The organism is Aliiroseovarius sp. CAU 1755, assembly GCF_054482655.1.
The window spans coordinates 70,112-89,186 of sequence record NZ_JBTLRH010000004.1; the positions used below are offsets into that span (position 1 = coordinate 70,112).

Here is a 19,075-nt window from a genome sequence, read left to right on the forward strand (position 1 = left end):
AGGGTTAGTCAGCCAAACCCAACCGCGGCTTCAGCGTGTCCAGCCCCTCGGCAAGCTCTGCCAATGTGCCGGCATCACGCATATGTGCGCGCAGGGTGGCGTTCAGACCGCCTTCGGTCGACAGGCTGTCCAGCAGCCCTTCAAAACGGGCGTCGGGCTCGGTCGTCATCTGGCGCAGGAAGCCAGCAAAGACGGTCGCGACATAGCGTTCGGCAGCGGTTGCATCACCGGTCAGATCCGTCAGCCAGGCCGCACCTTCGCGCATCTGATCAAGGATCGGAGATGCCAGCGCCGACGCCGCAAAATGAGCGTTCAGAGCGTTTTCGTCGCGGCACGCAATGATAATGTCAGTTTCCCCAAACAAAGTCCTCAGAGCTGCGCTTTCAGGATAGACCGGCAGGGCAGACCCTCCGACCGCTACTGAGGGTAAGGGGATCGTGATCGCGATGTCCACAGCCGGCGCGCAAAGCGCCTTCAGATCGCTGAGCGGCACATCGACCATCACCGATATCACGCTGTGATCGGGGCGGAATGGCAGCGTGGGCAACACCTTGCGGGCGACATCTGCCAGCAGGCACAGAAAGACGATATCACTGTCTGCCACCACCTGATCGTTGGGCGTGACCAAAACATCGCTGTGCTGGCGGGCCAACCGGTCCGCGACATCTGCGTTGCGGTCGGACACCAGAATCTGATGTCCCCGCCCGGCCAGACCGGTGACGATCGCGGCGGCAATCTCTCCGGTGCCTATGAAACCGATCCTCGCCAATTTACGGTGTCAGAACTTGGCGATGACGTTGATGAACACGCCTTCGTCGTCATAGGTCAGATCGGTCAGGTCATCACTGAAGTTGCCGAAGTTATAGCCGACGCCGATCTTGGCGTTGTCGCCGATTTGGCGATAGACCGCCCCCAAGAACGCTGTTTCCGACAGACCGGCTTGCTTGGCTTCCAGATGGCGGGCCTCCAGCAGCAAATCCCATTTGTGAACAAGGTGATAGCGGGCATTTACCACCGCCAGCCCTGCGTCGTTTTGCTGGAAGGCGACGCCCGCACTGGGTGATGACACCGACTTGCGCAGCCCCAACTTGCCGCCGATTGTCCAGAACCGGTTCAGGTCATATTCCACGTCAAACGACAGAATATGGCTTTCCTGACGCTGTCCACGTTCGCCGGTCTGGTCGATCACCTGCCCCAGCGAGTCGTGGAAATAGCGATACTGGAACAGCATGTTCAGGCGGTCGTGGTCTACCGGTCTGAACGCATAGCCCAGAACCGCGTCGGTATAGACGCCATTGTCCAGCGTCGGGCTGACGCTTTCCACATTGGTATGGTCGGCTGAGAAGACCAGCCGGTGGCTGTCGTCGAATTTGTATTGCCCCGACGCCGCAACACGCCACGCATCTGCATCGCGGATCGTGCCGTCACTGACGCCCCGGTCGCGCCGGTATTCAAGCTTGGCCGCAAAGCTGAGCGCATTGCCGTCATCATACTGCGCACCCAACGAAAAGGCGTTCCGTTCGTAGTCCCCTTCGATATCGTCATCTATGCGGCCTGTCTCGAACCCGGCCGAAAAGCTAAGTGCTTCGTCAAAGGCGTATTCGACGCCATAGGCGCTGACCAGCGACCGGTGGCGGCCAAAGATGTCATAAGTGTTTTCGCCGTAAAGCTTGACGGAATCGCTGACCTGTCGTTTGCCGCCCAGCACAAAGCGCCCGCCGTCATCGCCGATCAAGTCAACGCCTGACAACTCACGCCCCGGTTCCAGCTGATAGCCGAAATAGGCGCTGTTATAGCCATCGCTCTGATAGCTCAGCAACAGCTCGCCACCGATGCCAAGGGTGCCGTCGGACACCTCGCCCTCGATTGTCCAGTTCTTGGCAAATCGGTAGGACGCCCCGGCGCCATACCGGTCGTTGCGACGCAGCCCACCGGCGCGGTCCAGCGTATGCTGACCGAACACATACCAGCTTAGGTCATCACTGACCTTATAGGTCAGACGAACCGCCGCATCGGTGCGCGACCCGGTTTCGTCCGCATCCCCGCCGGGGGTGACCTGGTCCAGATGTTCGACACCGAAATCCAACGTGATCCGCTCGGACGCCTTGAAGGTCAGTTCGGCACCGACCTCGGTCAGTTTCTTGCCGGTGCTGTCCTTGAAATCATCCGCATAAAGGCGGAAGGCCAGCCGCTCGGTCGGCTCGGCCTCAAGCGTGACGCCCCACAATTCTTCGTCATTGACGATCTGGTAATCCAGAGTAGAGAAACCCGCGCTGCGTTTTTCGTAATACCCGGTGGCGCGACCCGGCACGGGCACGCCCAGATCGGCAAACTCGGCCTGTCCGCGCAGGCGCCATGCCTCGCCTGTGCCGCCAACGGTGCCGGCTGTGGTTGTGGTCGTCACGATCAACCCACCATCCGAGCTGATGGACGAGCCAAAGCCCGGCCCTTCGGTTTCGGCGTATTCGACCTCAAGAAAGCTGTCTTCGCCAAATTGCAGGCGCACATCACCACCCACAGCGGTCTGATCCGCGATGTCGGTCTGTTCAACCATGCCCGTCAGCCCAACGCGCACGCTGTCGCTGACCCAGGTTTCGACCCGTCCCCCATAGGACATGCCGTCAATCTCGGTGGCACTGGGGGTGTATTCATATTGCACGGCAAGGCGCAGCGCCTGATCGCCGCTGGGGTCTGTGATCAGATTGCCCGACGCTCCAAAACTGCCAAGTGGCGTGGTGAGGGTGACGACGCCCTGGCTGTAGTCAATTTCGTAGTCCACGCCATGCACAAGCTCGGTGGTCGAGATCACCCGGCCCGTGCGTTTGTCACGCAGCTCGACCGAGATGGTTTCGGACCCAAGCGTCAGGTCATCGCGCGTCAGGAAATAGATCGACCCGCCGGTGCCGTCGAAATACTCGCGTCCCGGCAGACGGTCGGGGCTGGCGGCATAAACCTCGGCGGCCAGTCGGCTTTCGCCATTGGAGGTTTGCGCCTGCGACCGATACAGCGCCTGCGCGCCGTAAAGCGTGCGTTCGTTGCGCAGATAGGTGCTGTTTTCGATCTGGCTTTTGTAGTTGCCCCACAGGATGTGGCTGCCATCCTTGGCCAGTTTCAGGTAAATCTTGCCATCCGACGGCGCGCCGTCGATCAGCGTGCTGTCATCGCCATAGGTCGGATAGCCGTCTTCGATCAGCATCCGGCGCAACCGCGACTTCGGGTCTTTCTTGTCCAACCCGCTGAACAGGTTCTTGAACTCGTCTTCGCCGGTGTCAATCCGTGCGGTCAAATCCCACCCGGTCGCGGTTTTGCCGGTGACATAGCCCGCGATGCGCCCATAGCCATAGTCGCGCTCAAACGGGCCACCTGCGGCCCCCACCCCGCCCTGAAGCTTGCGCCCAAAGGTCAGGTCAATCAGGCCCGTGCCGAACCATTCGGTGTTGGGGATCGTGATTTCGCGTTCGATATAGCCTGCACCGCCACCCGCGACGCGCACGCCGACCGGGTGGTCACCGGGGGGCAGAATGCGCTGAATGACGAAACTGCCCGAACGGTCGGCTTTGACTTCTTCGCCAAGGGTTTGCACCGTGGCACCGGGGGCAACGCTGCTGCCGCTGACGGTCACGGCACCGCCGCGCACGGGGATGCGACGGCGCGCGGTGTTGTCAACGCCGGCCTCGGCCTCGGTGGTTTCCGCGCGGCTGTCAGAGAGCGGTGCGATATTGATCGGGTTGGTTTCGTCAAAGCGTCCGAACTGGTCATAAACTCGGTGCACCAGCACCAGATCGCGCCCTTCGGGCATGGTGAAGCGTGCCTCTCCATTGGGGGTGATCGGCGCCACCAAAACCGTGCGCGCGCCACCCAAGGCCCGCGGGTCAATCACCCGCAGCTCGGCGCGGGTCACGAAGGCGGGATAGTTCAGCTCGCTGCGCACTGCGACGGTGTCGCCGGGTCTGGGCGGCGTGTCGTTCAGCACCAAAAGCGTCAGGCGTGGCACCACGCCAAGCCCGTCGAACTTGACCTGCAAGTCGGCCGCTGCCAACGACTGGTCAATCTGGCGCACGGCGGTCTGCACCGCCGGATCGCCCGCAAATTGTTCGTCGTTGATGGTGATGCTGAACCCGTCCTGCGCGTGCGCAGTTCCGATCAGCGCCAGCACTGATGCGCTGAAGGCCAGGGTGAATTTGGTCAATCGATACATCATCTTATACCTCACCGCGCTCATTGTCTGCGCACCACATGCGTGTCGACATCAAGCCGATAGTTTCCGTGCCAGTCGCGTTTGAGCAGCTGTTTGACGACCCTGAGCCGTGCCCGCGCTGAGGCCGGATCTTCGCCCGCGCCAAGCACATAGGTCAGCTCAATCGCGGTCTCCTTGTCGCTGATCTGGCCGATCAGCGATGTCAGCGCGCGCGACAACCCATCGCTTGGGGTCGCCGAACCGGGCGCAAACGCAGCCGCATTCAGGTCGATATCCACCACATTGCCAATCGCGGCACCGAAGTTCAGCTTGGCGATCTTGCCCGGCGTCAGGCGGATCACCCGCGGGTTTTCCGTGGTGACGCGATAGCCCGTCGGCAAGCTGCGCTTATCGAGCTTCAGCATGAAGTTCGACCCGATGGTGCGGGGAAGTGCTGCACAGGGGACCGAGAAGCGACCGTAATCATCGGTCGTGATGATCGTGCCATTGGGCGACACCAGACGCACATCCGGCAGGCCCGGCTCGGTCGTGTTGGGGCGCTCAACGGTCGGGGCAAGCTTGCCCTTGCTGCCGTCATACAGGTCGTCGTCAAGGATCGCCTCGGGCAATGTGCCCGGCCCATCCTGGTAGCCATTGCGGTTCTTGTCGTCGAACACCTTGCCGATCACGTCCGAGCAATCGAACACATGTTCAGGCCGGATTTCGATATCCGCCGTGGCCACGTTGGACAGCACATTCCCGTTCGCATCCTGCGCCCATGTGCGGTTGGTCAGCGTGCCGAAGTTGCCGCGCGATGCAATGCGGGCGGCGAAGGTGATCGTGATCTTCTCGGACGCGCCGAGCGTTTCGATCCAGCGCAGTTTCCGGCCAGACACATTGGGTTCAACCCCCGCGCCATTCACCCGTGCGGTGCCGGGGGTATACAGCAAGCCCGGCGGAAGTTCGTCCACCAACCGGGTATCGCTGAACGTCGCACCAGATTGGTTTTCGAACGTCAGGGTGAAGTTGACACTTTCCCCGAATACAGCCGTTTCGCGGTCTGCCGTCTTGGTGGCGACAATCGGCACGCTGGGGCGACAATCCATCAACGGAATGTTGTTGTTCAGGACCTCTGGGTCGCCCGCTTCGATGTCGAATGTGAAGTAGAACGGGTTGCCGCCCGCAGAGTAATCGACAAGCGACGATCCGTCCGCGTTTGCCCCAGACCCGATGGGCGCCGGATTGGTCGGCAAAAGCGTCGTCAGGTCGATCGTGCCACTTTGCGTGCGCGTCGTCGATGGCGCACCGATCGGCGGATAGGTCACGGCCAGCGTGTATGTCCCCGGCGCGGTGACAAAGAACTGATAGAACCCGTCCGTTCCGTCATCGGTAACCACAATCGGCCCGTTGGTACCCACCCCGGTTTGGGTGAATCCGCCACCCGAGATGCTGACCTGGCCGCCCGTCAGGACAGACCCGTCCTGTTCGCAATAGAAATAGCCGGTCGGGTCGAAATCCTGATAATCCGGGATCCCGTCGCCGTCATTGTCATTCGGCGTCAGCGGTCCCTGCCCGATGCTGGGCGTGGTCAGCTGGGTCGAGGTCGCACTGGCCGTGTTCGGCGCAGTCGGGAAGCCGTTTGCGGTGGAATAGACCATGGTGATGGTGATGGTGCCGGTTTCGCCCGGATCAAGTGTCGGGTCACCTGACAGAAGGGCGGTGTCGCCAACCCCGTCAAAGGTTGCGCTGGCGGCCCCGTTGGTGAAATCCGCCGCTGTGGTCGTGACCGGATAGTCGGCAGACAACAGCGTTGCGGGCGCAAGGAACGTCACCAGATCGTCGGTCACCTGAATGCCGGTCTGGGTGATGTTGCCGGTGTTCGTGACGGTGATGGTAAAGGTCGATTGCTCAACCGTGTGGAACAGGCGCGAGGGTGCTCCGGCGGTTTTCGTCACATCCAGCGCGGGTGCCGAGGCGATTGGCGTGACTGTGGGATCATCCGTGCCCACCCCGTCATCATCGGACACATCCGAGGTCGATCCGCCAAGCGGAGTGGCCGCGTTTGCGGTGATCACGTTGATCACCCCGCCCTTGTTCACATCATCCTGCGACAGAACATGGGACACGTCATAGGTCGCGGTCTCGCCCGGTGCCAAGGTGCCAGCGGGTGACGGTGGCGTGCCATCTGAGCTGTTGAAGACCGGCGTCAGAGTGCGCGGATCGGTCCCATCAATGGCGGTCAGTTGGTCGGTCAGGGAAATGCTCGTCAGGGTCACATTGCCGGTGTTTTCAACCGTAACCTCGTAAACAACCAACTCACCCGCAGCCGCCCCGGCAGAGACTTCACGCTTGATGACCTCCATCCCCGGTGCGGGCGGGATCAGCATCTCGGTCGGGTCGTCGGTGTTGTTGCCGTCCAGCGGATCATCATCGGCTGACAGGTCGCTGACCGGCGTGTCGTCGGGCGACAGGCCGCTGACCACCGCGCTGTTGCGCAACCCGCCTGCGTCCACATCCGCTTGGGTCAGCGTGTGGGTCACGCGCCAAACCGCGTCCTCGGTTGGCGATAGCGTTGCGGGCACTGACAGCGGCGTGGCGGTGGCCGGGATCGGCGTGCCATCGGCGCGCAGAAGCGTGTCGCTCACGCTCAGGTCGGTCAGATCCTGGTTGCCGGTGTTGGTCGCCGTAATCTCGAACACCACCTGATCGCCCGCGCGTGTGCCGGGGGTCAAAACGGCTTTGACAACAGTCAGTTGCGGGTCCACGACCACATCGAAGATGGTTGGATCGTCGACCGTATTACCGTCGCTGTCATCGCCATCATCAGACACATCTGTCGCCTGCCCGCTGCCTGCGGGACCATCGGCGGTGACGGTGACCTGATTGGACAGGCCTGCATGGTTCAGATCAATCTGGCGCAGCGTGACCGAGGCGGTATAGGTCCAGACCTCGCCCACATCCAATTCACCGTCGCTGTCCAGATCGCTGGCAGGGTCCAGCGCAAAGGGCGCATCCAACGCAGTGACCGCACCCAGAAGCGACTGCATCTGGTCCACGACATTCACATTGCGCAGCGTGACGTTGCCGGTGTTCGCCACCGACAGGCTGTAATCCACCAGCCCGCCAACCACCGACTGCCCGCCCAGAACGACCTTCGTCGCCTCTAGCGCGGGGTTGCGTGCCGGACCGGGGGTCGTCAGTTCGACCATGTCAGTTACCGGGGTGTTGAACGGATCGGTCGCAGTGGTCGAGGCGTTGTTCACAACCTCGCCTGCATCGACCATGTCTTGGGTGACGGTCACATCAAAGCTGCACCCGCCCGTCGTCACGCCCGGCGCAATCGAAGCGATCGTGCAAATCTGGCCACCGCCCATCGGGTCGGTCACTTCGACATTGGACAGGGTCACATTGCCGGTGTTGGTGACTGACAGTTGATAGGTCAGCGTGCTGCCAGCCGCACCAAAGGGCGAGGGCGAGGCGACCTTGGTCAGCTCTATCGCCGGGGCGGCGGCGGGCATCGGGATGTCCAGCGTCGCAAAGGTGGTCACTGGCGCCCCTTGCGGGTTCTGCGCCGTGACATCGGCGCGGTTCGACAGGGTGCCGCTGTCCACATTGGGTTGCGTGACCGTATAGGTGCCGGTGCATTGCAGCGTGTCACCACGCACAAGTGACGGCGTTTCGCAGGTGAACCCGGGCAGAAGCGGGTCGGTGATCGACACGTTCGACAGGGTCTGGTTGCCCGTGTTTTCCGCCGTCAGCGTATAGGTCAGCACCTGACCGACTGTCGTGACGGGCAAGGTCGCAGCCGTTTTGGACAGAGTCAGGTCAGGCATCAGGTCGCCATCCACCGTCACAGTGTCCGGTGGGCTGACAACCGGTGTGCCGCCAGGGCCATAGGTCGTTTCGGCGTAGGCCTCGTTGAAGACGAAACCACGATCCAGATCGGGCTGCGTCACAACGTAGTCACCGGTGCAGATCGCCTCTTCCCCGACTTGGAAATCAGGGTCGGTGGGCGGGTTTGGCGTCCAGCAGGTGATGTCGCCCAGAATGCTGTCGCGCACAATGATCGGTTCGATCAGGGTCCGGGTGCCGCTGTTGGTCACGACGAACTGATAGCCGATCACATCACCAACCTCTGAGAAGTCGGAACCTGCAACCAGTTGCTTGTCGATCGACAAGGCGGCGACGCCCTGGTCGGGAATGCTTTCAGACGTCAGGGGCGAGGTCGTGGTCGACGAACTGCCCGTCGCAAGGTTGGTCACCACACCCAGGAATACATCGGTCGAGGTGATGAGATAGGTCGCGGTGCAGACCAGATCATCCCCCGGCGCAAGCTCGTTCCCCGCAGGGACAGGACAGGTGATGTTGGCGGGGGCAATCAGGTTGTCGCTGATGCTGAACGGCCCAACCTGCGTCGTGTTGCCCGTGTTGGTCAGGGTATAGGTATAGCTCGCCGTGGCGCCGACAAAGAAGGCAGGACCAGCGATCGGATCAGCCACTTTCAAAAGGGTCAGCGCATCGGTCTGGCTGGCAGGCACCGTCACGCTGTCAGGTGCCGACGTCGTCGCCCCGCTGGAGGCGGTCGCCGTGTTGGTCACCGACCCGTTGTCGATATCGTCCTGCGTGACCGTGTAAGACCCGGCACAATTCAGCGTCGCAGTGGGCAGCAAGCCGCCGGCTGGCAGCGGATCACAGGTGACACTGCCCCCCGCCCCGTCGATCAAATCATCCGCGATGGTGATCGGGTCGGTCAGGGTGACATTGCCATCATTGGTGACCACGAAGTCATAGTTGATCAGCTGGCCGACCGTGTCATAGGGGTTGGACGATCCCGCGCCAACCGTCTTGACCATCGACAGCGCCGGGGTTTGCGTGATCAAAACCTCGGTCGGGTCATCGGTGGTGTTGCCGTCCCCATCGTCACCATCATCGGTCACATCAGTGATCGGCACACCACTGGACGGGGTGCCGGTGACGGTCGCGCTGTTGCGCACGCCGCCGCCGTCAATATCGTCTTGGACCAGCGTATAGCGGACCTCGTAGCTGGCAACCTCGCCGGGCAACAGAGTGCCTGCACCAGACCCTTGCGTTGACCCGACAAACGTCGGGGCCGAGGGCGTCAGCGGTGTGCCGTCCACCCGCGTCAGCGTGTCGGACTGAATGCCGGTGCTGGTCAGCGTTACGTTGCCAGTATTCGTCACTTCGATCAGGAAGACCAACTGACTGCCCACCACACCGCTGCCGGATGACAGGGTTTTCTGCCCCTCGATCCCCGGTGTCACAGCGATTGGCAAGACGGTCGGGTTGTCATCTCCATTGGCCGGATTGCCATCGTCGGACGCGTCCGACACCAGCGCATTGCTGGGCGACTGGCCGCGCGCGGTGGCTTGGTTGCTAACGCCACCTGCGTCGATATCCGCCTGCGTCAGAACGTGTTGGAAGGAATAGGTCCATGCCTCGCCCACATCCAACACATTGGCCGTGCCAACATCGCCACTGACATATTGCGGCGGAGCGGCGGGGGTGATGGTCGATCCGTCAAGCCGTTGGAACACGTCGATCAGGCTGATATTGCTCAGATCCTGATTGCCCGAGTTGGTGACGGTGATGGTGAAGTCCAGTGTCTCGCCCGCCACGGGAGGCGAGGACAGACCACCGGTCGCCAGCGTCTTCAGCGCGGTAATCTCAGGCGTCGGGGCGGTGACCGGGATCGACAGCCCGTCGGTTTCGTTAACTGGGGGAAGCCCGGCGGGTGGCGTGGCGGTCAGGCTGGCCGTGTTGTCCAGCGACCCTTGTTGGTTCACGTCGTCCTGCGTGACCGTATAGCTTGCCGTGAAGGTGATGCTGTCGCCCGGCGCAAGGGTATCCCAGCTGCCATTGGCGGCGGCATCCGTGCTGTCACCGGCGGGTGCGACATCCGTATCAATCGCATCACCACCGACGCTCAGCGCCACGGTGCCAGCCGCGCTGGTGTGCTGGTCGCTGACCGCCACATCGGTCAGCGTCACATTGCCGGTGTTGGTCGCGCTATAGGTATAGGTGATCACATCGCCAACAGCCGCGCCTGACGTGATCGAGGCCGATTTGGCGAAATCCACCGACGCGGTGCGGTTGGCGGGCAAGGTTACCGTATCCGTTTCCGGCCCCGGCGAGGCAGGCAGCGGCACCTCGGGCGAGGAGACGCGCGCAATATTGGTCAGGCTGCCTGCGTTCAGGTCGGCCTGCGTCACCGTATAACTGCCAGTGCAGGTCAGATCGTCACCCGGTGCAAGTTCGCCTCCCGGCAGCGCGGGACACGTCACACTGGCGATCTTGTCGTCCGCCACGACCGGCAAGGCGGTCAGGGTGATATTGCCCGTGTTGGTCACCAGATAGCTGTAATTCACCACCTGCCCAACGGATGCGATCTGCGCCGCATCTGCCGATTTGGCAAGCGAGAAGCTGGGCGCGTGATCCGGACCGCGCACGAACACGTCGTCATCGGCGGTGACCGGGGTCGCATCGGGTGTCACGTCATTGGCCGTGGCGCGCGCGATGTTGGTGAACCCGCCATAGGCCGGGGCCGCACCATTCACCGCATCCACATCATCCTGCGTCACGGTATAGGTAAACGTGCACAGGGTCAGCGCCTGCCCAACGGCAAGGTCACCGACCGCGCAGCTTGTGGGCGTCACGGGAAGGTCATCGGTGATCACCACATTTTCCAGCGACACGTTACCCGTGTTGCGCGCCAGAACCGAGAAGGTGACGGTATCGCCTGCCTGCGTGAACACCGGCGTGCCGGGGGCCACGGCCGGGGTGATGGACTTTTCAAGCTCAAGCGCCGGGGTATTGTCATCCAACAAGACGGTCAATTGCCCGTCGACGGTGACCGTGGCCCCATTGGGATCGGTGCCCGACACGGTTGCGATGTTGATTTTGCTTTGCGCATCAAGGTCGGCTTGCGTGACCGTATAGTCGCCCACGCAGGTGATCGTCTCGGTCGGCAACAAGGACACGGGCGCGAAGATATTCGACCCAAGGTGACGACAAATCAACCCGGTGACATCCGGGTCGCTGACCGACGCGTTGTCGATGGTCTGGTTGCCGTCATTGGTCGCCGTGATTGTGAACTCGATCACATCGCCGACCGCGGCGGGCTGCGGGCCGTCCGTGATGGCTTTGACAATCGACAGGGACGGAGCAACATCGGCAGGCACCGTCTTGGTGGCCTGACCGGACAGCACAAGTGTTTCGTTCGGCGTGCCCGGCGCGAAAGTGGTCGAGGCAACGGCGATATTGGTCACCCCACCCGCATCCACGTCATCTTGCGTGACGGTATATTGCGCGGTGCAGGTCGCGGTGGCCCCGGTGGCGAAAATTCCGCTGACCGAGGCATCATAACACACGAACGGCGCGCCGATCTTGTCGTCATCAATGGTGATGTCTTCGGACAAGGCGACGTCCGGGCCGTTCACGATCTGATAGCTGTAAGTGATCACATCGCCCGCAGCGGCAAAGGTCACGTCCGTCGGGTCGCTGTCTTTGGTCAGGGTGATCGCGGGCGTGGCCGTCACCGGGTAAATCGCATCATCGGACGGCGAGGTGATCGTCGTGCCGTTATAATCGCCCGATGCTGTCGCCACGTTGGTCACCGATCCAAACCCGATATCCCCCGCAACAAGCGTATAGGAGCCGGTGCAGAGAACGCTTTCGGTGGGCAACAATTCCCCATTGGTCAACGCGGCGCAGGTGATGCCCGTGGCCTTGTTGTCGGTGATCGTGATCGGCCCGGCAATGGTAACGTTGCCGGTGTTCGTGACCTCGAACTGATAGCTCAGCACGGTGCCTGGATTAAACGCGTCCGGCGTCGCCGATTGCAGCGTCTTGGCGATCGTCAGCGCCGGGTTGACCGTCGCGTTGACAGTCAACTGATCGTTCTTCGGCGGCACAGGCGTGCCGTTCTGAGTGGTTGTTGCCACGGCCAGGTTGGTGACCGACCCGGCGTCCAGATCTTCCTGCTCAGCCGTCCAGACATGGGTGCACGAGACGCTCGCGCCGGGCAAAAGCGGGCCGGTGCCGCAGGCCAGACCATTGCCGATCTGGTTGTCATCGACAGTGAACGGTCCGTCCAGCGTGATGTTGCCGTCATTGGTGACGGTAAATTCATAGGTCAGCTGATCGCCAACCGCGGCATAGGTCAGGGCAGAACTTGCCGCCAGTGTCTTATCAAACAGAATGGCCGCGGTCGTGTCTGCCGGAACCGTGACGCCTGACGGCCCATCGGTCGCAGTGACCGAGGTCGGCCCGCCGGGGGTTACCGGCACAACCGGCTGGGTGACGCTGGCGGTGGCCGAATTCACGACCTCGCCGTTGTTCAAATCGTCCTGCGTGACCTGATAGCTGCCCGTGCAGGTGATGCTGGCGGTCGGCAGGATCGGTCCTGTCGGACAGGTGACAGGTCCGGTGCCCTGCCCCGCGATCAGGGGGTCGTCAATTGTGACCGGCGCGGTGATCGTCACATTGCCGGTGTTGGTGACGAGGAACTCATAGGCCAGCACCTGCCCGACCGTATCAAACGGGTTGGGGCTGCTGGCGGCAAGGCTTTTGGCCAAGGTGATCGTGGGTGTCGCCGCAATATACACTTCGGTCGGGTCGTCGGTGGTGTTGCCGTCCCCATCATCGCCATCGTCCGAGACATCCGACACAGTGCCGCCACCCGGCACATCCGCCGTGCCGGTCACGGTGTTTTCGACCCCGCCCGCGTTGATGTCATCCTGCACCAGCGTATAGGTCGCCTGATATTCCCACGTCTCGCCGATATCGAGCGTGCCAGGCACACCCCCATCGCCGGAGCTGGGCGTGCCGGGAACCGACAAGGTCAGCGTCGCACCATCGCGCCGGGTCAGACTGTCATTCAGCGACACATTGGTCAGCGCGGTGTTGCCCGTATTGGCAACCTGAATGGTAAAGACGATCTGATCGCCCGCTGTGACCGGCGTGCTGAACCCAGCGGTATTCGCGGTCTTCTCGACATTGATGCCGGGTGCTGCGGTATAGCCCGTGGTCGCCGTGCCGGGTGTTACGGGTGGCAGGCTGCCACTGACCGGCGTGCCGGTCGCGGTTGCGCTGTTGGCAATTGCGGTTGCCGTATCGGCGGCCGAGGTCAACGCGGTCACGTCCGACGCCACCAGCGTATAAGTCGCCGTGAAGGTCGCGGTGCCGCCGGGCGCCAGCGTTGTGCTGTCGCTGGTGGTCCAGACAAGATCAGCACCGGCATGGGCGGCACCGTCAAAGGTCGGCCCCGTATCCACAGGGGCCACGCCCGAGATATCCACGTTGCCCGAGTTCGTCACCACGACCTGATAGTCGACGGTGTCGCCAATCGCAGGCGGGTTGGACAGGTTGGTGGCCGGCACGGACTTCGCAACGCTCAACTCTGGCGCGGCGGTGTAGCCCGTCGTCGCGGTGCTGGGCGTCACCGGAGGCAAGGTGCCAGAGGTCGGCGTGCCGGTGCCGGTTGCGCTGTTGGCAATCGCATTGGTCGGGTCTGCCGCACTGGTCAACGCGGCGACGTCGGCGGCCACAAGCGTATAGGTCGCGAAATAGGTCTTGGCCTGGCCCGGCACCAGCGTCGTGCTGCCAACCGTAAACCAGAACAGATCCGCCCCGGCATGGGCGTTGCCGTCAAAGGTCGGGCCGGTATCAACCGGAGTTGCCCCGTCGATGTTTACGTTGCCGGTGTTGGTGACGACCACCTCATATTCAATCGTGTCGCCCGCAACGGGTGGGGTGGACAGGTTGGAGGCAGCGACACTTTTCGCCACGCTCATGCCGGGAGCTGCGGTGTAACCTGTCGTCGCTGTGCTTGGCGTTACCGGCGGCAAACTGCCAGAGGTCGGTGTGCCGGTCGCACTTGCGCTGTTGGCAATCGCGTTGGTCGGGTCTGCGGCACCCGTCAGTGCCGTCACATCTGCCGCCACCAAGGTATAGGTCGCCGTGAACGTCGCCGAGGCGCCGGGGGCCAGCGTCGTGCTGTCGCCCGTCGTCCAGCTTAGATCAGCACCCGCATGGGCGGCACCATCAAAGGTCGGGCCGGTATCAACCGGGGCCACGCCAGACACATCCACGTTGCCGCTGTTGGTAATCACCACCTGATAGTTAATCGTGTCGCCCGCCGTTGGCGGTGTCGACAGGTTGGTAGCTGGCACGGACTTGGCAACACTCAAACCCGGCGCGGCGCTGTATCCGGTCGTGGCCGTGCTGGGCGTCACGGGGGGCAGCGTTCCGTTTGCAGGCGTGCCGGTTGCTGTCGCGCTGTTGGCTATTGCGTTCGTCGGATCGGCCGCACTGGTCAACGCCGCCACATCTGCCGCCACCAAAGTATAGGTCGCCGTGTACGTGGTCGTATCGCCCGGTGCCAGCGTCGTGCTGCCGCCCGCCACCCAGGTCAGGTCGGCACCCGCATGGGCGCTTCCGTTAAAGGTCGGGCCGGTATCGACGGGCGCCACACCCGAGATGTCCACGTTGCCGGTATTCTCAACCACAACCTGATAGGCAATCGTGTCACCCACCGATGGTGGGTTTGACAGATTGGTCGCCGGGACGGTCTTGGTCACCTCCAGTTCGGGGGCGGGAACAAAGGTGTTGGTCAGAACGCAGGTCACATCCTCGGCATCCCCCAAAGCCAGACCATCCAGCGGGTTGCTGTCCGCGCCGCCCGAACAGGTGGCCGTTAAGGCGTAGTTCGGATCATTGGTTTCTGAAATCGTGTATGTGCCAACCGGCACCGTGACATCGGTGACAGCGGCAGACCCGGTGACACCGCTGCCGGATGCTGTGCTGCCGTTTGTGTAAGACAAGGTGAAGTCACCCGGCACAGCGGACCCGCCAAGCGAGTTATCAACAACCTTCTCAAGTGTAAGCTCAGGTGAAATATCCACGGTGATGGACGCGAGCGAGAATTGAACACGCGCATTTCGTGTGCCTTCAACATCGTCCATGATGATCGAGAAAGATGTCGCCGGCGTATCCAACGTGAAAGTCGCAGACTCATTTGTCGGGTTATTACCGCTGGCGTTTGCCAAGAAGCTTCCGACGGCGCCCGAGGCGATCAATCGGCCGCGCTGATCGTCGGCGGCTGACAGCCAAGGGGGGCGCGGTCCGACCAGCGGGTAAATCTCGATGGTAGGTGAAGTCCATGTGCCCGGCACGTTTGCTGCAAAGGAATCCCGTGGCGCTGTGCCGTCCATATCGTCAATATCTTCGAAGATGGCCCGATCCAGCAGAAACCCATTCGTTGTATAGGTCATAATCGCGGAACGGTTACACGCGGAACGGCTCTGACTGGGAAACAGTGTTATGCGTCCGGCACCACTAATACTGGCGCAGGACGTGTTCTGAGGCGAAACAGTGACTGTGATCGAATTGCCGTTGCCGTCTTCAAGAACAGCAGTGAAGTTGTTGGGCACGGAGGTAAGGGTAAAGTCGGAGGCATCCGCTTCACCCGCAAACGACGCGATCATGAACATGGCCAGCAGGGCTGTCTTTACCGCAGCGGCCGCGCGTGCGATCGGCTTGAGCCACGTGCTCGTCAGTCTGTCCCGGAACTCATTCATCTGCTCACAACCTCGAAACTGCGCGTTTTGCTGTTGGCTTCTCGTCGGTCCAACTGGGTTGTAGTGGCGACCACTATCGACAGAACACACCTCTACCCGCCAAAAACTATTCGCTTTTAGGAATTGTTAGTTAGAAAACTCTACCTAAACAACAGGCAGATTAACCATTGTTCACGTTCTCTGCATAATAGAGCTGGGTGTGGACAATTGCCCACACGTCAACCAAAGCCGAAATTCGGCTCGAAACAACGGTTTTTGTGAATTTAGCCTGCGTTTGCGATCATCCGCGCCACATCCAGCATCCGGTGCGAAAAGCCCCATTCGTTGTCATACCAACCGAAAACGCGCAAAAGCCCGCCTCCAGAAACCGAGGTCTCAGGCCCCGACAACACAAGGCTTTCGGGCCGCATCCGCAGGTCACTGGACACCAAGGGTTCCTCGGTCCAGCCCAGAACATGGCCAGTTGCGGCGGCTTTCAGAATATCGCGCGCCTCATCCGCCGACACCTCGCGACGGGTGCGCACGGTCAGGTCGATGGCTGAAACACTGGCGGTCGGCACCCGGATCGCCCGCGCTTCGATACGACCCGCCAGATGGGGCAGCACCTCGCCCACCAGTTCATGCGCGCTGGTGGTGGTTGGCACCATCGACAAGGCCGCCGCCCGCGACCGCGCAGGATCGGCACGCGGCTTGTCCACCGTCGGCTGGCTGCCGGTGTAACAATGCACCGTGGTCATATGCCCGCCGATCACGCCCAGCTCGTCATCCAACAGCTTCAGCAAAGGTGCCAGCGCGTTGGTGGTGCAGGATGCGTTCGACACGATCTTCTGCCCGGTCAGCTTATCCTCGTTCGCACCCAGAACGATTGTCACGTCCGCCTCGTTCGACGGGCCGGAAATCAACACATTGCGCGCGCCGGCCTGAAGCCCGCGTTCCGCCACCGCCCGCTTGCCCGCCATGCCGGTGCATTCCAGCACCACGTCCACATCCGACAGGTCCATCGTGCTGATGTCGGATAGGCCATGAAACGGGATCACCGTGCCATTGATCGACAACCCGCCCTCGACCGGCTCAACCTGACCCGCAAAGGGGCCGAACACGCTGTCGTATTTGAACAGATAGGCGCAGGTGTCCAAGGATTCGATGTCATTGATGAACGCGACCTCGAAATCCGACGGCGTCACGGACAGGATACGCAGGATCGAGCGGCCAATGCGGCCAAAGCCGTTCAAACCGATACGGATTTTTCTGCTGGAAGCGGGGGACATCAGAACCTCGTCGATTGGGTGATGGGTTTACAGAACGCGAAAGCGGGGTCAGGTGCAAGGGTCGAAAGCGCGCGCGCGCGCAATGACATCCTCTCACGATTTCGTAAGCCGGATGGACGGATGGGGGCGTTCCGGTCCACATATCCAAACAAGCAATTCCCGCGCGACTGCGGGGAGGGGAAAGGGCCGCAGATGCTGGACGCCTATGCACGCAAACTGATCGACCCGCCGCTGAACGTGGCCGGGCGCGGACTGGCACGTCTGGGCATCGGTGCGAATTCGGTGACGCTGGCCGGGCTGGGCTTTGGTGTGGCGGCGGCTGGCGCGGTTGCGATGGGCGCTTTTGCGGTGGGTTTGTGTCTAATCCTTGCCTCGCGCCTGGCCGATGGGCTGGACGGCGCAGTGGCGCGCGCAACGCACAAAACCGACTTCGGCGGCTACCTTGATATCGCGTCGGATTTCTTTTTCTACGGCGCGGTGCCCTTCGGGTTCGTGCTGTTTGATCCGGCGGCCAACGGGGTCGCGGGGGCGTTCCTGCTGTTGTCCTTCTATGTGAACGGAGCCAGCTTTCTGGGCTATGCAATCCTCGCCGAGAAAAAGGGCATGGCCACCCGCGCGCAAGGCATCAAGTCGCTGTATTACTCAAACGGGCTACTGGAGGGCACCGAGACCATCGCCTTCTTCGTCCTTCTCTGCCTTCTGCCAACATATTTCGCGCCGCTCGCCTACCTGTTTGGCGCGCTCTGTTTTGCCACCGCCACCTTACGCGTCTGGGGCGCGTATCAGGCATTCGCCATCCCCCCGTCCGACCAGAAAGAGACCTCATGAAACACCTTGCCCTTGCCGCCGGCCTCACCTTGGGCGCGCTGACGCAACCGGCCCTATCAGACCCTAATCCAGCCGATTGGGCGGGGGTCAAGGCCGAAGCCCACGGCCAAACCGTCTATTGGAACGCTTGGGGCGGGTCCCCCACGACGAATGCGTTCATCGACTGGGTGGGCGATCAGGTCAGCGGGCGGTTTGGCGTGACGCTGGAGCATGTGAAACTCACCGACACCGCCGACGCCGTCACCCGCGTGTTGTCGGAAAAGCAAGCAGGCAAGGATGATGACGGCGCGATTGATCTGATCTGGATCAACGGGGCCAATTTCGCGTCGATGAAGGAAAACGGGCTGCTGTTCGGCCCCTTCGCGGAAGACCTGCCCAACTGGCAATATGTCGATGTCGAAGGCAAAACCGTGCGCACCGACTTCACCGTTCCTGTTGAGGGCTATGAGGCCCCATGGGCCATGGCGCAGGTCGTGTTCATGTATGACACGGCGGATATTTCGACCCCCCTGCCCTCGGCCGCTGAAATTCTTGACTGGTCCAAGGCCAACCCCGGCCGCTTCACCTATCCTCAGCCGCCCGATTTCCTTGGCACTACCTTTCTGAAACAAATGCTGGTTGAACTGGTGGATGATCCCGCCGCGCTGGCCGCCCCCGTGTCCGACAACACCTACGCCACCGTCACCGCGCCGCTGTGGGACTTCCTCGAAGACCTCACCCCGACCCTATGGCGCCAAGGCCGCGCCTATCCCGCCAACGGGCCGCGCCAGATCCAGCTGATGAATGATGGCGAGATCGACCTGGCGATCAGCTTTTCACCGTCCGAAGCCTCGACCGCCATAGCCAACTACGAACTGCCCGCCACCGTGCGCACCTTCGTGCTGGACAAAGGCACCATCGGCAACGCCTCTTTCGTGGCGATCCCGTATAACTCCGGGTCCAAGGCAGGAGCGATGGTGACTGCCAACTTCCTGATGTCGCCCATGGCGCAGGCCCGCGCGCAAGACCCCGAGGTGTTGGGCTATGGCACCGTGTTGCATGTCGGCGCCCTGCCGCCCGAGGATCGCGCGCAATTTGACGCGCTGGACCTTGGCATCGCCACCTTGACACCCCAGCAACTGGGCGATGTGCAGGACGAACCGCACCCCAGCTGGATGACCCGCATTTCTGATGACTGGCAGACCCGATACGGTGTGCAATAGACC

Annotated in this window: 6 protein-coding genes; 2 read left to right on the forward strand and 4 right to left on the reverse strand. The window is 62.0% G+C overall.

Features of this window, described 5'->3' with window-relative positions:
• Positions 1 to 4: 4 nt before the first annotated feature.
• The 4 genes from ACXYMP_RS15555 to ACXYMP_RS15570 form a co-directional block, all read right to left on the reverse strand.
• The gene (locus tag ACXYMP_RS15555) at positions 5 to 769 is read right to left on the reverse strand and encodes an NAD(P)-binding domain-containing protein (RefSeq protein WP_458907468.1); all 765 of its coding nucleotides are present in this window, start codon (positions 767 to 769) and stop codon (positions 5 to 7) included.
• Between the two features lie 9 nt (positions 770 to 778).
• A complete protein-coding gene (locus ACXYMP_RS15560) occupies positions 779 to 4,189 on the reverse strand; it encodes a DUF481 domain-containing protein (RefSeq protein WP_458907470.1) in 3,411 nt (1,136 codons plus the stop codon).
• A 29-nt stretch (positions 4,190 to 4,218) separates the two neighbouring features.
• On the reverse strand, positions 4,219 to 15,774 hold the full coding sequence (locus tag ACXYMP_RS15565; RefSeq protein WP_458907472.1) for a DUF7507 domain-containing protein: 11,556 nt from the start codon (positions 15,772 to 15,774) through the stop codon (positions 4,219 to 4,221).
• Positions 15,775 to 16,037: 263 nt separating this feature from the next.
• On the reverse strand, positions 16,038 to 17,042 hold the full coding sequence (locus ACXYMP_RS15570) for a type I glyceraldehyde-3-phosphate dehydrogenase (RefSeq protein WP_298571778.1): 1,005 nt from the start codon (positions 17,040 to 17,042) through the stop codon (positions 16,038 to 16,040).
• Positions 17,043 to 17,234: 192 nt separating this feature from the next.
• Between ACXYMP_RS15570 and ACXYMP_RS15575 the strand changes: the two genes are divergently transcribed.
• Positions 17,235 to 17,870 (forward strand): CDP-alcohol phosphatidyltransferase family protein, encoded by a 636-nt coding sequence (locus ACXYMP_RS15575; RefSeq protein ID WP_458907474.1) that lies wholly within the window; start codon positions 17,235 to 17,237, stop codon positions 17,868 to 17,870.
• On the forward strand, positions 17,867 to 19,072 hold the full coding sequence (locus ACXYMP_RS15580) for an ABC transporter substrate-binding protein (protein WP_458907476.1): 1,206 nt from the start codon (positions 17,867 to 17,869) through the stop codon (positions 19,070 to 19,072). The genes ACXYMP_RS15575 and ACXYMP_RS15580 overlap by 4 nt, the downstream gene beginning before the upstream one ends.
• Positions 19,073 to 19,075 lie beyond the last annotated feature (3 nt).

Bases quoted from the DNA above. Each gene is read 5' to 3' on its own strand.
- ACXYMP_RS15565 (WP_458907472.1), bottom strand. From the start codon at position 15,774: ATGAATGAGTTCCGGGACAGACTGACGAGCACGTGGCTCAAGCCGATC.
- ACXYMP_RS15580 (WP_458907476.1), top strand. From the start codon at position 17,867: ATGAAACACCTTGCCCTTGCCGCCGGCCTCACCTTGGGCGCGCTGACG.
- ACXYMP_RS15575 (WP_458907474.1), top strand. From the start codon at position 17,235: ATGCTGGACGCCTATGCACGCAAACTGATCGACCCGCCGCTGAACGTG.
- ACXYMP_RS15570 (WP_298571778.1), bottom strand. From the start codon at position 17,042: ATGTCCCCCGCTTCCAGCAGAAAAATCCGTATCGGTTTGAACGGCTTT.